Consider the following 14316-nt stretch of genomic DNA (forward strand, 5'->3'; position numbering starts at 1 on the left):
GGCTTGCCAGCATAACCACGGCAGATCAACATGACCATGCTCGCATGTGGAAGTTCCAGTCACCGTGCGATGATCAGCTCACGGAGCTGGGCCACCGGCTGCGGCCGGCCATACCGGTAGCCCTGCGCCCGCTGGCAGCCGATCGCCGCGACCGCACCGTGCTGCATCTCGGTCTCCACCCCTTCGGCGACCACCACCAGCCCGAACGCGTCGGCCAGCCGGGTGACCATCTCGACCGTGGCGTAGGCCTTCGGGTCGGGCGAGTCGAGCCGGTCCACGAAAGACCGGTCGATCTTCAGGTCGGTGGCCGGCAGGCGGTGCAGGTAACTCAGCGACGAATAGCCGGTGCCGAAGTCGTCGATCGAGATCCGTACGTCGAGTTCACGCAGCTGGGCGAGTCGGGACAGCACCTCGTCGGTGCTGTCGATCAGTGCCGTCTCGGTCAGCTCCAGGGTCAGCCGGGGGGCGGCCAGCCCGGCCACCGACACTGCCCCGGCCACCATGGCGATCAGATCCGGGCGGCGCAGCTGGGCCGGCGCCAGGTTGACCGCCACCGTGGTGCCGGGCGCCAGCTGCTGCCAGGCGGCCGCGTCGTGGCAGGCAGTGGCGAGCACCCACCGGTCCAGCGGCAGCACCAGACCGGTCTCCTCGGCCAGCGGCAGGAACCGGGCGGGGCTGAGCAGCCCGAGCCGGGGGTGCCGCCACCGCACCAGCGCTTCCGCGCCGCCGATCCGACCGGTGCCGACATCGACGATCGGCTGGTACGCCAGCTCGAACTGGCCGCCGTCGTCGACCGCCCGACGCAGGTCGGCGATCAGTTCGGCCCGGTCGACCGCCGCCCTGCGCAGCTGCGGCGTACAGAACCGGTACGCGGACTTGCCGGCTGCCTTCGCCGCGTACATTGCGATGTCGGCGTCGCGCAGCAGATCGGCATCGCCGTTGTGGTGCGGCCCGTACTCGGCGATGCCGATGCTCGCCGAGGTGACTGTGCCGTCGGCGAGCACCGCGAGCAGCCGGTCGGCCAGCCCGGCCGGGTCCCGGGCCGGGTCGAGCAGGACGGCGAACTCGTCGCCGCCGAGCCGGGCGAGCAGCCCCGCGTCGCCAACGGCGGACCGCATCCGGGCCGCCACCTCGCTGAGCATCGCGTCCCCGGTGGCGTGACCGAACCGGTCGTTGACCTGTTTGAACCCGTCGAGGTCGAGCAGCAGGACGGCGACGCGGCCCGGCTCGGTCAGTGCCGCGATCGACTGCCGCAGCTGGCGGGTGAACAGCAGCCGGTTCGGCAGCCTGGTCAACTGGTCGGTATAGGCGAGCCGGCGCAGCCGGGCGGCGAGCCGGCGGTTCTCGTTCGCGGCCAGGGCCTGCCGGACGGCCAGCGCGGCGAGCAGCGCGACACCGCTGGCATAGATCACCGACGACGGTTCGCCGGCGGTGAGGACCGCTGCGATCGCCGCGCCGACAGTCAGGTACGGCAGCGCGACCCGCCACCACGGCAGCGGCGGCGGCTCGGCGGTCTCGTCGGTTTGATCGAGGTCGGCTGGGGGCGGGTGCCGGCTGGCCAGCGCGACCAGCAGGTAGCTGAGCGGCCAGCAGACGTCCACCGGGTGACCGGGCTGGTAGGTGCCCTGGGCGATCATCGAAACGTAGACGGCGTCCGCCCCGGCCCGCACCGCGAGGCTGACTCCGAGCAGGGTCAGCGCCGGCCACAGCGGTCGAGCCGGTCCGGCGACCGAGATCAGGACGACAAGCTGGATCAGGTCCAGCATCGGGTAGAACATGCCGAGCGCCGTCGCCGTACCGTCCAGTTCTGCGCTGGCCATGTCCCGGTACACGACCACCCAGGCGACCGGGAGCAGCGCCAGCCCGACGATCACCCCGTCCAGCAGCACCCGGGCCCGGCCGACCGCGCTACGCGGTGCGGAGACCGCGCTGAGCAGCGCGGCGGTTCCGGTGACGAGGCCGGCGAAGAAGATCAGGCCGATCAGTGGGGTGTGTGGCAGTGCGTTGGCGGTGAGCCGGCCGACGGTCCAGACGACCCGGCCGATGGCAGCAAGGGTCATGGTCGTCGCCAGCAGCACCCAGAATCGGCGAAGCTGCGGTGGGTGGCGGCGGGCAGCGATCCCACAGGCGGTGGCGGCGCAACTGGCGACGGTGATTGCGCCGAGGTCGCTGACCAGTGCAGCGGCTGGGCCGCCGGCCAGCAGCCACCCCGCCTCGACGGTGATTGTCAGGACCCCGGCGACGACGGCCCAACGACGCGCCCCGCCAGGTCTGTCTGCTGCCACCGGCGGAATCTATCGTCCGTGACGGATACCGCAAGGCAGGCTGTCGGCGAGTTTACAAGGGACCTGACCGGGTGGACCTTCCATCGCGGCCGGTCAGCCGCTGGCGGACACCCGTCGGTACGGTGCCCGCCAACGGCTCTGCGACGTCCTGTTCGCTCAGCCGGCTGGCTGCTCGGCGATCCCGAAGCGCACGCCGCCGTCGTCGTCCACTGCGGCGTCGAGTGACTTGTCCTGCAGCAGGTTGGCCGCCTCGGCGTCGAGGAAGACACGGGCACCGGACGAATCCACCACCTGGTCGCCCGCGATCGGCTGCTCGGCGACGGTCAGGGTGAGCGACCCGGCGGTCGGGTCGGCCGAGATCCGCAGGCCGGCGCTCTCCGGTGCCTGCTGCTGAGTGGTGATCTCGCGAATCACGAAGACCGCGTTGTCGGTCATGGTCAGCATGACAACTCCTTGATCGGATTTCGGAACTACCGGAAACAGGTGATGGCTCACGCGGCGAGGCGGCTCAGCGGCAATGTCGGGTTTGGGGCTGACGGCGCGGCGGACAGTGCGCGGCGGGCGGTCAGGGCGGGCGGCGGAAGCTCCAGGGACTGGGTCGGTCAGCGGCCGTCTACCCGCCCACCGTGCCGGACATCCACCAATCAGTCAAATCTCCACGTTACCCGACTGTCGCCGATGTGGCCGCCGATTGCGTCGTCGGCGCCGGCCAGCCGGGCGACGGTGACCGGTAAAGCGCCGTCCAGGCGGTATCCCACTCCGTGGACGGTTCGCACCACCGGGAGGTCGTCGCCGAGCTTGGCTCGCAACCGGCGGATGTGCACATCGATACTGCGCGGCCCGGACCGGCGGTGCCCGCAGACCCGGTCGAGCAGCTGGGCCCGGGTGAACACCTGCCGAGGGTGGCTGGCGAAGCAGTGCAGCAGGTCGAACTCGCGACGGGTCAGTTGGATCTCGTCGGCTCCGAGCAGCACCATCCTGGCCTCCGGGTAGATCCGTAATGCGGGGTGCCCGACGGGATGGCCGGCCGGCGGTCCCGCGACCGGGCGGCGGTCGGCACCGGTCAGCACCTGCTCGCCGGCCAGGTGCTCCAGCAGATCCATGAGGTGGGCTCGAAGGGTGGCGTCCATTCGGTTATAATGACAACGGTTTTCATTTCAGTCGAGGGGGCGTGCATGCCGCCACCGTCAGCTCCGGTCGGCCGTACCACCCACCGGTCCGCCACCACCCGCCCGGCGGTCACCGTACTGTCCGGTTTCTGGCCCGCCGCCACGATGGCCGTCGCCCGGACCCTGCTCGCCGCCGACCCGGCCCTGCTCGTCGTCCGCTACGACGTCGGCCCGGCACACGACGGTGCCCCGCACCGGGTGCTCCGCGACGGCACCGGCCCGGTCGAAGACGTCCGCCTCGACCTCGTCGACGGCTGCGTCTGCTGCACCCTGCGGGCGGACGCGCCGACCACGTTGGCCCGGCTCGCCGCCGCCCGACCCGGCCGGGACATCGTGCTGGTCCTGCCCGAAGTGGTCGAACCGGAGACGCTCGCCGCCGCCTGCGCGCACGGCCGGGTGGCCGGGCGAACGGTCTGCGACCTGGTCCGGTTCGACTCGTACGTCACGGTCGTCGCCGCCGACCACCTGCTCGACGGCCTGGCCAGCACCGACGACCTCGGTCAACTCGGCATCGCCGCCGCCCCCGGCGACCGCCGTCGGCTTGCCGACGTGATCGCCCGGCAGATTGAGTACGCCGACACGGTCGTGCTGTGGGGCGGGTCGATTGACCAGGCCTTCGAGACGCACCGGCTTGGTGTGCTGCTGTCCCGGATGGCCCCGTGGGCGGTGCACCTACGGGCCGGCGACCAGCCGACGATCGACGCCACCCGGCTCGCCGGCCAACTGCGGCACACCGACCGGCACCGGCCGGAAACGCCGGCGGTCCTGGACCGTGGCGTCGAGGGTCACCTGATCGGGGTGCACGAGCCGGTCGCCGACTGCGGCGTCGTCTCCGCGGTGTTCCGGGCCCGCCGCCCGCTGCACCCCGCCCGGCTGTACGCCGCGTTGGCCGACGTCACGGCGGGTCCGCTGCGGTCCCGTGGGCACCTCTGGCTGGCCAACCGGCCGGAGGCGGTGATCGGCTGGGAGTGCGCCGGCGGCGGACTCACCCTGCGCACCCTCGGCCGGTGGCTGGTCGACCTGCCGGACGAGCAGTGGGAGCAGGCCAGCCCGCAGCGCCGGCTGGCCGCCGCGCTGGACTGGGACCCGTACTACGGCGACCGGCACAGCAACCTGGTCTTCGTAGGCGTCGACTTCGATCCGGTCGACCTGCACCGCCGGCTGGCGGCCTGCCTGCTCACCGACGCCGAACTCGCTGACGGCGAGGCCGGCTGGCGGAACCTGCCGGACCCGTTCACCGGTGGTGGGGTCGGCCCCGGCTGACCCGGCCGGGGCATACGTCAAAGGGCCGGACCCCGGGGTACGGGGTCCGGCCCTTCGCGCTGAGCTTGGGGTGTTTCGGGTCAGCTGTTCCAGTGCTGGGCGACGAGTTCGGCGGCCTGGGTCTCCCACTGGGCGTAGTGGTCCGGGTACGCTGACACCTGCACGGTCTGCGCGGCCTGGGTCAGCGGCATGTCCTGCCAGCCGTCGACGGCCCTGAGCCCGTTCAGGAACGCGGTGGTGGAGTACTCCACGTCGGTGATCTGCTCGACGGTGCCCCAGCCCGACGACGGGCGCTGCTGGAACAGGCCCTGCGAGTCGTGGTCGTTGCGGTCACCGAGGTGGCCCAGGTTCTCCAGCTTTGACTCCTGCAGGGCGGTGGCGATGGCGACCACGGCGGCCCGCTCGTGCATGCCGGCCTTCTTCGTGGCGGCGATGATGCCCTTGACGTTGTCGGTCTGCTCGCCGGACAGGGTGATGCGGGACTGTTCGCCCTGCACGCCGTGCGGGGTGAGCTTGCCGGCGTCCACGCCGCTGGCGGCGGCGGCCACGGGTGCGGCCAGGGCGGTGGGGGCGTGCTCGGCGGCCAGGGCGGGGGCGGCGACCGCGCCGCCGGCCAGGGTCAGCCCGGCGATGCCGAGGGCGGTGGTGCGCAGGCTGGTACGCAGGGTACGGGTGATGATCGTGGTCATGGGGGTCCACCTTCCGTTTGCCGAGGGGGCACACCCGTCACAGCGGGCGGGTGCGCGGTAAACGGTCATCCGGGTGGTACGGGGGTCAGACGCGGTGGCGCGGGTGCGCTGCTGCGCGCCGTGACCATGTACAACCACGCCGGCCCGTCGACGATTCCCGACCGGGCCCACCCGCCGGGCCGCCCGGCCGGGGCCTGACGGCTACGGGCCTGTGCCTGGTGACCGGCGGCCTGAGCCGCGGGCCGGATTGCGTGGCGCGACCATGCACAACGACGCCGCCCGCCGGATCATTCCGGCCGGCGGGGTCGGGCGATGGCGTCCGCGTGGCATGCTGCTGACCATGCGTGTGCGGAGCGGCCGATGACCGTGGTGTCCGTCATCAACTACAAAGGTGGCGTCGGGAAGACCACCCTCACTGCCAACATCGGGGCTGAACTCGCGTACCGCGGGCACCGGGTGCTGCTGATCGACCTGGACCCGCAGGCCAGCCTGACCTTCTCCTTCGTCGAACCGACAATGTGGGAACGGGAGCTGGCCGACGAACGGACCATCCTGCAGTGGTTCGGTGACGTGCTGGACCGGGGCGGGGCCGCACCACTGGACCCCTACGTGCTCACCCCGCCCACCGTCAACGAGGTGATCGGTCAGCACAGCGAAGGTCGGCTCGACCTGGTGCCGTCCCATCTGATGCTCACCGACGCCGACCTCGACTTCGCCGCCAGCCTGGGCGGATCTCGCTTCCAGCACGGCAGCCCGCGCTTCCTGTCCCTGCACCGGGCGCTCGCCGATGCGCTCGCCGCACCAGCGTTCACCGACTACCACGTCGTCCTGGTCGACTGCCCGCCGAACTTCACCATGGTCACCCGCACCGGGGTGGTCGCCAGCGACCACATCCTGATACCAGCCCGGCCGGACTACCTGTCCACGCTCGGCATCGACTACCTGCGCAAGAAGGTCTCCGAGCTGGTGACCGACTACAACCGGGTCGCGGCGGGCCGGGCCGACCAGATCAGCCCGGAGATCCTCGGCATCGTCTTCACGATGGTCCAGTACACCGGGCACGGGCCGCTGCTGGCGCTGCGCAACTTCATCGGCCATCCTGCGACCATCGAGATCCCGCGCTTCCAGCAGATGATCCGCGACAACAAGACGGTGTTCGCCTCCGCCGGTGAGCACGGCCTGCCCGCGGTCCTGATGCCGGACGCGAACGTCAACGTCCAGTACGAGTTGCAACAGCTCGCCAGCGAGTTCCTCGCCAAGATCCGCCCGTAGGAGAGTCACGTGACCAGCGCCGCCGACCTGTCCCACGCCGTCCTGATCCGGGTCGCGGACTTCCTCCGTACCCTGCCGCCGGAGCAACTGGCCGCACTCGCCGACGGCACCGCGCAGCTGACGGTCGCCACCGCCACCGCCACCGCCGGGCCACAGCAGCCTGCGGCACCGGCACCGGCACCGACCCGCCGGAGCCGGGCCGTCAAGGCGGCGAAGCCGGCGGTCGTCGTCGACAGCGACCGGATCCGCGCCGACCTGGCGGCGATCGACGACCGGGTGGCCGCCGGACGCTACCTCGACGATCTCGGGCTGAAGGTCGCCGAGCTACGGGCCCTGGCCACCGAACTCGGGGTGGCGTTGCCGAGCCGGGCCGCCAAGTCCGTCATCCAGCAGAACATCGTCCAGGCGACCGTCGGCCGGCGGCTCACCTCGGCGGTGCTCAGCCGCCCCGCCAGCAGCTCCTGACGACAGCGCAGCACCGCCCGGTCACTAGCTCCGCACTGTGGCAAGTCGGTTGCGGATGGTCAGTCGCCGAGCTGGCGGCGTACCTCGTCGATGACTTCCGCCCAGTGTGCGGCCGGCGCGCCGGCGCGCAACTGACCGGCCAGGTGCTCGGCGAGCAGCCGGGTGGACCGTTCGGTGAATTCGGACTGGTCGTCGGCCGAACCCGGATCCGGGCGGTACGGCGTGTTCAGCGGCAGGGGGTCGCCGACGCAGACCACGTCCAGGTGGCCGGTGGTGCGGGTCAACGCGACGTACAGCATCCGGTGGCCGCGTTCGTCGTCGGCGACAATCTGCTCCGGCTCGACGACCACCACGGCGTCGAACTCCAGGCCTTTCGCCTCGGCCGGGCTGACCAGGTTGATCGCCGCGCCGAGGTCGCCCTGCTGGGCGCTGCTCCAGGCGATCTCGTTGTCGGCGAGCGCCGCCTCGACCTCGCGGCGGCAGCGCGGCGGGCAGACGACGCCGACGAACGCGCCCCGCGCGGCGTGCTCGCCGGCCACCGCGACGACCCGACCGGCCCGATCGGTGAGCCCGACCCGATGCACGCCGGGTTCAGCCGGACCGTCCCGGACCACCTCCGGTGGTGTCACGCCGGGCGCGGCGACCGGCAGCAGCCGGGCGGCGAACTGGTACGCCTGGCGGGGCACCCGGTAGCCGTACCGCAGCGGCGCGACCCGCACCGGGCAGGTCGACGGCAGATGCCGGGTCACCTCGTCCCAACTGTCCCGGGCCCAACCGCCGGTCGACTGGGCCAGGTCGCCGACGACCGTGCACGAGCCGGTGCGGCTGCGCCGGGCCACCGCCCGCAACTGCATCGGTGACAGGTCCTGCGCCTCGTCGACCACCACGTGCCCGTACCGGCGCGACGGCCCGCCGTCGATCAGCTGGTCCAGCTCGTCGAGCAGCGGCAGGTCGGCGGCGGACCAGATCTCCTCGGAGATCCGGTCGGCGCCGCGCCGGTGCAGCAGCGCCAACTCGTCGGCGGTCAGCCCGTCGGCGGCCGAGCCAGTGGCGGCAGCCGCCGGGCCGGCGGCGGCGCGCAGCCGGGGCCGGGACGCCAGCAGGCCGCGCAGGAACGCCGCCGGGCTCTGCTGCGGCCAGAGCCGCTCGACCAGGTTGGCCAGCGCCGGTTCGCCGCGCGGGTCGACGCCTGACCGGTCCTGGACCAGGTCGGCGAGCCGGTCACGGAACAGCTGACGGCGACCGTTGTACGGCAGGTCGGCCGCGGCGGCGGCGTCGAGTGCCTGCTGCACCTGCTCGCCGGGCAGGGTGACGAACCGGCTGCCGAGCAGCAGTCGCTCCGCCGGGTCCGGGGTGCCGATCCGGTTGCGGAGCGCCCGGTCGAGCAGGCCGGCCATCCGGGCGTCGCCCTTGATCCGGGCCACCGCCGCCGGCTCGGCCCGGCCACGCCGTACCGTCGGGGCGAGCCGGCTGATGTCGCGCAGCTCGACCTCGGCGTCGCCGAGCCCGGGCAGCACCTGGCCGATGTAGCGCATGAACGTCGGGTGCGGGCCGACCACGAGTACGTCGTCGGCGGTCAGCTCGGAGTGCTGGAACAACAGCCAGGAGACCCGGTGCAGGGCGATGGCGGTCTTGCCGGTGCCCGGGCCGCCCTCGATCACCAGGACCTGCTGCAGCGGGGCACGGATCAGTTCGTACTGGGCGGCCTGGATGGTGGCGACGATGTCGCGCAGGGTGCCGGTGCGGCCCCGGGCCAGCTCGGTGAGCAGCTGCGCGTCGACGCCGGCCCGACCCGACCCACCGGTCGACCCGCCCGCGATCCCGGCGGCGATCTCGGCGAACAGGACGTCGTCGAGGTGGTCGATGACGTTGCCGGTGCACTGGAATCCGCGTTTGCGCGCCAGGCCCTGGGGCTCGTCGGGGCTGGCGGTGAAGTAGCGCGCCGCGGCCGGCGACTGCCAGTTGATCACCAGCGGGTCGCCGCCGTCGGGCGAGCCGATCAGGTGCCGCCCGAGGTAGTACGCCTCGCCGGACTCGTCGTCGATGCGGCCGAACGCGACCGCGTCGGCGGCGCCGCCGAGAGCCCGGGTGACGGCTTCGGCGTGGTGGCGCAGTCGGGCGGCGGTGGCCCGGTCGGCCCCGCTGCGGGCCAGCGAGCCGAGTGCGGCCACCCGCCGGTCGCGTTCCCGGGCGGCGGCGTCGAAGTACGCCTGTTCGGCGGCGATCTCCGCTGACATGTCGGCCATGTGCACGCTCCCCGGGTCGGCAGACCCGGCACACCGTACCGGTGCGGGCGGGAGCCGGACAGCCCCCGAGTGTGCAGGACCGCCGACCCGGGGACGCGGAGGTCCCGGGTCGGTGGGCGAGCCGTGCCGTCGTTCGTCGGCTCTGCCGATCAGACGAAGTTCACGTCACTGCACCACATGTAGGCCTGGTCGAGGTGGGACGCCTGCCAGATCACGAAGACAATGTGGTGTCCGGTGTAACCGGAGGTCGAAACGTTGAAGCTGATGTTCTGTGCCGGCGCGTACCGGCCGGTCTGGGTGATGAAGTCGAGGTTTCCCCACCCGAGCCGCTGGGTAGCGGGGTTGAACCCGTTCTTGCTCACGTAGACCCGGAAGAAGTCGGCGCCATGGCTGGCCTGGTCGTACAACTGGATCGTGAAGTTGCGACCGACGTTGGTCTTCTTCCACTGTCCGGGCTGGTTCAGGCTGTTGTTCCGGGAGAGGGCGTTGCTGCACAGCTGACCATCGGGGGTGCGGCCCTGGAAGCTGCCGCCGAGCCCGTCGCGCAGCGCGCTCATCCAGTTCCACATGGTGTCCGGGTTGGCCTGGAAGGCCTGCCAGCACATCGGGTCCTGCTGCTGCATGGCCGGGTTCATGTGCTGGTGTCCCCAGTCCTGCCAGCACTGGTAGGCGCGGCTCGCCGGGTTGACGATGGTGCCGTGAGCCTGCGCCGCGCCGGTGAACGGCAGCATGCCGGCCATCAGGGCGAGCAGCAGAAAAAGCGCTCGAACAGGCTGGCGGGCGGCCGGTCGGGATCGCCGACCGCGTTGATCGAGGTTGCGTGAACGCACGGTACATCCTCCGTTCCTGGGCGCTCATACGGGTGCGGGCGCTTCCACCCGACTATCGCACCCATTGGTCTAGATATCAATGATTGTCTATAGATATCTGTTATTGTCGGACTGCCCGGAGGCGCCCCCGCAACGACTCCGGGCAGTTCCCGATCCAGGAAAGCGTTGATCTGGCAATCAGCGATCAACAGTTGCCGACCTAGTCGGCCGCCAGCGACTCGACGACCGGTTGACGCAGCGCCCGGCGGGCCGGCAGCAGCGCGGCGACCGCCGCCACCGCGACGACGACCCCGAGCTGCGTCCAGGGCAGGTCCAGCCGGAAGATGTCGTCCTCGGCGCTGTTGAGCACGGCGAGCGCGCTCGCCGCCCCGGCCACCCCGATAGCGATGCCGCACGCCGTACCGCTGACCGCCGTCAGCACCGCCTCGGTGGCGAGCATCCGGCGCAGCTGGCCCCGGGTCAGACCGACGGCCCGCAGTAAGGCGTTCTCCCGGCTCCGTTCGACCACCGACAGGGTCAGGGTGTTGGCCAGACCGAGCAGCGAGATGAGGATCGCCAGGGCCAGCAGCGCCAGCACGAACCGCAGCACCGTGTCGACGGTACTGGTCCGCGCCTCGGCGTACGCCGCCCGATCGACGAACGCCACGAACGGATAGCTGACGACGATCGACTCCACCGCCTCGCGGGCGGCCTCGGCACCGACGCCGGCTGCCGGGTCGAGCTGCACCAGCCAGGTGTCGATGTCGGGGTAGGCGGCGGTGACGTCGATCACCCGGCCCGGCCCGAAGTCCCGCACGTCCCCGTCGGCCACCGCCAGCTCCGCCTTGGTCAGCAGGTCGGGGTGGCCGGCGGCCACGTCGAAACCGCCCGGAGCGCCGTACACCTCGGCGCCGTCGAGCACCACGCCGAGTTCCGGTAGGTCACGAAGCCGGTCGATCAGCTCGGGCGGCACCGGGTCCAGGTCGGACTGCACCAGGAAGGCGGCTCCGATCCGGACGTCAACCTCCCGCTCCACCGCTCGTTTGACGCTGTGCCCGCCGACCGAGAACGCTGTCACCAGCCCGATGCCGATCACCAGCGCCATCGCGGTGGCAGCTGCCGGTCAGGCCGTACGGGCCGTTGGCGAGCACCCACGCGGAACCGACGACGGCGACGATGGCCAGGTCGAACAGCAGCTCGCGGCCGCGGATCATCCAGCTCGGCGGGGTCGGGGTCGGCATGCTGCGAGCGTACCCAGGTCAGGCACTGGACCCGGCCGACCGTTGGCCCGGGTCAGGCGTTGGACTTGCCGACCATGGCTCCGGCGATCACCCGGTCCATGCCGGGCAGCCCGGCGGCGGCCAACGCGGCCCGCCGTAGGTGCAGCCACCACCGGTGCTCCGGCACGAACCAGCGGACCCCGCGCCGGGCCACCTGCTGTTTGTCGGTGACGACCGGCCGCATCGCGGTCTCGTAGCGGCGCAGCGCTATCGCCAGCACGCCGGGGTCGGCGCCGGCGGCGGGGTCGAGTGCCCGGGTCAGCTCGGCGGCGAGGGTCTGCGCCCCGGCGACGGCCAGCGAGGCGCCCTGCCCGGCGAGCAGGGACACCGCCTGGCAGGCGTCGCCGACCAGGACCACCCGGCCCTGGCTCCAGGCCGGCATCTCGATCTGGGCGACCTGGTCGTAGTAGATGTCCTCGGCGGGTGGACAGGCGGCGAGCGCCCGCGGGGCGATCCAGCCGAGGCCGGCGTACTCCTGCCGCAGGGCCGACCGGGGATCGGCCGGCAGCTGCGGGTCGGTGGTCCGGTGCACGGCGAAGACGGCGATCCGCCCGTCGCGCAGCACGTAGCAGCCGAGCTGGCGCCGGGTGCTGTCGGTGAGGGCGAACTCGTCGCCGATGGCGTCGCGGGCCGCCGGGTCGTCGAACACCCAGGCGGCGGTGTGGAAGCCGAGGTGGCGCAGGTAGTGCCGTTCGTCGCCGAAGGTCAGCCGACGGACGGTGGAGTGGATGCCGTCGGCACCGACCAGCAGGTCGGCCCGGTGGACGGTGCCGTCGACGGCGGTGGCGTCGACCCGGTCGGCGCGGTGGTCGATGCGGGCCAGCCGGCTGCCGTAGCGCAGCGCGACCCGGCCTGGCAGCGCCTCGCGCAGGATCCGTTCCAGGTCGGGACGCATGATGCTGACCAGCCGACCGTCGACGATGTCGGCGAACCGGGAGTAGCTGAGGCTGGCCCGGCGGCGGCCCTGATCGTCCCGGTAGGTCAGCGCGGTGACCTGGTAGCCGTACTCGTGCAGTTGCGGCAGCAGCCGCATCCGTTCGATCGCGTCGTAGCCCGGCCCGAAGAAGTCGATCATGTAGCCCTCGGTACGCGGCGCCGGCGCCTGTTCGAGGACGGTCACCGCCCAGCCGGCGGCGTCCAGCCGGTGGGCCAGGGCCAGCCCGGCGATCCCGGCGCCGCAGATGACCGCCTTCACTGTCGGTCCCCTTCCGTCGTGGCGTTGTCGGTGGTGCTCATGCTGAGCTGTCGGTGATGTCGTTGGTGACCAGGCGGATCAGCGGTCCGGCGACCGCGTCCGAGGTGAGGCCGGATGACAGTGGACGGTGCAGCATGAGGCCGTCGAGGGCGGCGGCCAGCACTGCGGCGCTGCCCGGCGGGTCGGCAACGCCGTGGCCGGCCAGCCACTCGGCGATCCGGCCGCGCAGCCCGTCGAGGATGCCGGTCAGCACCTGGCGCAGCTCGGCGTCACGGGCGGCGGCCAGGTACACCTCGGCGAACAGCAGGGAGGTCGGGTCGGTGCCGGAGTATCCGTCGAGGGCGGCGAGCAGAGCCCGTACTCCGGCCTCGGGGCTCACGGCCCCGGTGAGCAGGGTGTCCAGCTCGCCGGCGAGGTCGGTCATCGTGCCGGTGGCCGCCTCGATCAGCAGCGCCCGCACCGAGGCGTAGTGGTAGTGGACCAGCCCGGGGGCGACCCCGGCCCGGTCGGCAACGAGCCGGGTGCTGACGGCGGCCCAGCCGCGCTCGGCGATCAACGCGACGGCGGCGGCGCGCAGCCGGGCCCGTACCTGCCGGCCGCGTTCGGCGGCGGTCTGCGTCACGTCTCACCTCCGGAACGGCGACTGTTGGGCGATTGCCCTGGACGCTCGTATTGGGCGACCGCCCAACAATCTACCACGCCAACCCGGTCCGCGAAATCGGCTCTGGATTCCGGGGTGCCACCCGTGCGACCCTGTTTGCAATAAGTAGTCGCCCGATCACCAATGGCTACCCCTCGGCCGGAGGCGTGCGTGAGCGAGCTGTACCGGACGCCGCACCACCAACCACCACCAGGCAAAAACAGCGACACGACCCCGATGCAGGTGCTGGTCACCGGCATCACCCCGCCGGTGCCGTCCGCGACACACGGCGCGATGACCACCCTCGTCGGCCTACGCCTCGACGGCCCCCAGCGCTGGATCCGGTTCGACGAGATCCCCGCCCACCCGCTCAGCCAGACCGCGCCGGTACGGCGGTACGACATCGTCTCAGCCATCGCCAAGCCGGACCCGGCCGATCCCCGCCCGGAGAGTTGGCGAGTCCACGACGCAACCCTGCGGGTCCGTCACGAAGCCCGGCGGTGGCCCGGACGCGCCGCGGTCCTGCACCGGCACGCCGAATGGTCCATGTGCGACCTGGAAGACTCGGCGGCACGGCACCCCGACGCCCAGTCACTGGCGCTGATCCGGGTCGCCGAACTGCGCTACGTACGGGTCAACCGGACCCCGGTGGCACCGCCGGCCGAACGCTGGTCCGCCGCCACCTGGCGCCGCACCGAGCCCGACCTGTTCCGTCCGGTGGTGCACGACCTGCTGCGCCGACCGCCGTTCACCGTCGCCTACCGCTACCACTGCCACCATCCGGTCTGCCGCAGTCACGTACAGGACTTACGCGACTGGGACGTGGTGGCATACCAACGCGCGCGGCAGAAATACTGCGGGCTGCCGCTGCGGCGCGCGCTGGCACGTGAGTTCTGGTGGCCGTTGTGCCAGCCCGGCCGCGAGGTGGCGTTCCTGGTCGGCAGCCGCCGCGACGCCCCGGCCACCTTCGACATCCTGGACACTGTCATCCTCCGCCGCTAGC

At 72.0% G+C, this 14316-nt stretch carries 13 protein-coding genes; 4 read left to right on the forward strand and 9 right to left on the reverse strand.

Annotated elements, in window-relative coordinates; translation table 11 throughout:
* Positions 1-59 precede the first annotated feature (59 nt).
* From O7610_RS16115 to O7610_RS16125, 3 genes are all read right to left on the reverse strand, one after another.
* A complete protein-coding gene (locus O7610_RS16115) occupies positions 60-2285 on the reverse strand; it encodes a putative bifunctional diguanylate cyclase/phosphodiesterase (protein ID WP_281551558.1) in 2226 nt (741 codons plus the stop codon).
* 156 nt (positions 2286-2441) lie between these two features.
* A complete protein-coding gene (locus O7610_RS16120) occupies positions 2442-2729 on the reverse strand; it encodes a HesB/IscA family protein (protein ID WP_123603598.1) in 288 nt (95 codons plus the stop codon).
* 200 nt (positions 2730-2929) lie between these two features.
* Positions 2930-3415, reverse strand: coding sequence for a winged helix-turn-helix domain-containing protein (locus tag O7610_RS16125; protein ID WP_289211285.1), 486 nt, complete (start codon positions 3413-3415; stop codon positions 2930-2932).
* A 45-nt stretch (positions 3416-3460) separates the two neighbouring features.
* On the opposite strand from O7610_RS16125, the gene O7610_RS16130 reads away from it, so the two are divergent.
* A complete protein-coding gene (locus O7610_RS16130; protein ID WP_289211286.1) occupies positions 3461-4717 on the forward strand; it encodes a CobW family GTP-binding protein in 1257 nt (418 codons plus the stop codon).
* Positions 4718-4797: 80 nt separating this feature from the next.
* On the opposite strand, the gene O7610_RS16135 is transcribed toward O7610_RS16130, so the two are convergent.
* The gene (locus O7610_RS16135) at positions 4798-5382 is read right to left on the reverse strand and encodes a hypothetical protein (protein WP_289213633.1); all 585 of its coding nucleotides are present in this window, start codon (positions 5380-5382) and stop codon (positions 4798-4800) included.
* A gap of 384 nt (positions 5383-5766) precedes the next feature.
* Here O7610_RS16135 and O7610_RS16140 point away from each other — a divergent pair, with 384 nt between their 5' ends.
* On the forward strand, positions 5767-6678 hold the full coding sequence (locus tag O7610_RS16140; protein ID WP_289211287.1) for a ParA family protein: 912 nt from the start codon (positions 5767-5769) through the stop codon (positions 6676-6678).
* A 9-nt stretch (positions 6679-6687) separates the two neighbouring features.
* Positions 6688-7143, forward strand: coding sequence for a hypothetical protein (locus tag O7610_RS16145; RefSeq protein WP_281551562.1), 456 nt, complete (start codon positions 6688-6690; stop codon positions 7141-7143).
* A 59-nt stretch (positions 7144-7202) separates the two neighbouring features.
* Here the strand turns inward: O7610_RS16145 and O7610_RS16150 are convergent, their stop codons facing one another.
* The 5 genes from O7610_RS16150 to O7610_RS16170 all read right to left on the reverse strand — a co-directional run bounded on the left by O7610_RS16150 (position 7203) and on the right by O7610_RS16170 (position 13295).
* Positions 7203-9389 (reverse strand): HelD family protein, encoded by a 2187-nt coding sequence (locus tag O7610_RS16150; protein ID WP_289211288.1) that lies wholly within the window; start codon positions 9387-9389, stop codon positions 7203-7205.
* A gap of 149 nt (positions 9390-9538) precedes the next feature.
* Complete coding sequence (locus O7610_RS16155; RefSeq protein WP_281551564.1) at positions 9539-10219, reverse strand: lytic polysaccharide monooxygenase auxiliary activity family 9 protein; 681 nt, start codon at positions 10217-10219, stop codon at positions 9539-9541.
* 199 nt (positions 10220-10418) lie between these two features.
* On the reverse strand, positions 10419-11303 hold the full coding sequence (locus O7610_RS16160) for an ABC transporter permease (protein ID WP_289211289.1): 885 nt from the start codon (positions 11301-11303) through the stop codon (positions 10419-10421).
* Positions 11304-11491: 188 nt separating this feature from the next.
* The gene (locus O7610_RS16165) at positions 11492-12673 is read right to left on the reverse strand and encodes an FAD-dependent oxidoreductase (protein ID WP_289211290.1); all 1182 of its coding nucleotides are present in this window, start codon (positions 12671-12673) and stop codon (positions 11492-11494) included.
* Positions 12674-12710: 37 nt separating this feature from the next.
* Positions 12711-13295, reverse strand: a complete 585-nt coding sequence (locus tag O7610_RS16170) for a TetR/AcrR family transcriptional regulator (protein ID WP_289211291.1) — start codon at positions 13293-13295, stop codon at positions 12711-12713.
* Between the two features lie 189 nt (positions 13296-13484).
* Here O7610_RS16170 and O7610_RS16175 point away from each other — a divergent pair, with 189 nt between their 5' ends.
* The gene (locus tag O7610_RS16175; protein WP_281551568.1) at positions 13485-14315 is read left to right on the forward strand and encodes a DUF8757 domain-containing protein; all 831 of its coding nucleotides are present in this window, start codon (positions 13485-13487) and stop codon (positions 14313-14315) included.
* The last annotated feature ends 1 nt before the right edge of the window (position 14316 follow it).

The sequence above is a fragment of the Solwaraspora sp. WMMA2065 genome (assembly GCF_030345075.1).
Taxonomy (GTDB): Bacteria; Actinomycetota; Actinomycetes; order Mycobacteriales; family Micromonosporaceae; genus Micromonospora_E.

Excerpts from the sequence above, each read along its gene's own strand:
- O7610_RS16150 (WP_289211288.1), bottom strand. The coding sequence starts at position 9,389 with ATGGCCGACATGTCAGCGGAGATCGCCGCCGAACAGGCGTACTTCGAC.
- O7610_RS16125 (WP_289211285.1), bottom strand. The coding sequence starts at position 3,415 with ATGGACGCCACCCTTCGAGCCCACCTCATGGATCTGCTGGAGCACCTG.
- O7610_RS16120 (WP_123603598.1), bottom strand. The coding sequence starts at position 2,729 with ATGCTGACCATGACCGACAACGCGGTCTTCGTGATTCGCGAGATCACC.
- O7610_RS16130 (WP_289211286.1), top strand. The coding sequence starts at position 3,461 with ATGCCGCCACCGTCAGCTCCGGTCGGCCGTACCACCCACCGGTCCGCC.
- O7610_RS16160 (WP_289211289.1), bottom strand. The coding sequence starts at position 11,303 with ATGGCGCTGGTGATCGGCATCGGGCTGGTGACAGCGTTCTCGGTCGGC.
- O7610_RS16140 (WP_289211287.1), top strand. The coding sequence starts at position 5,767 with ATGACCGTGGTGTCCGTCATCAACTACAAAGGTGGCGTCGGGAAGACC.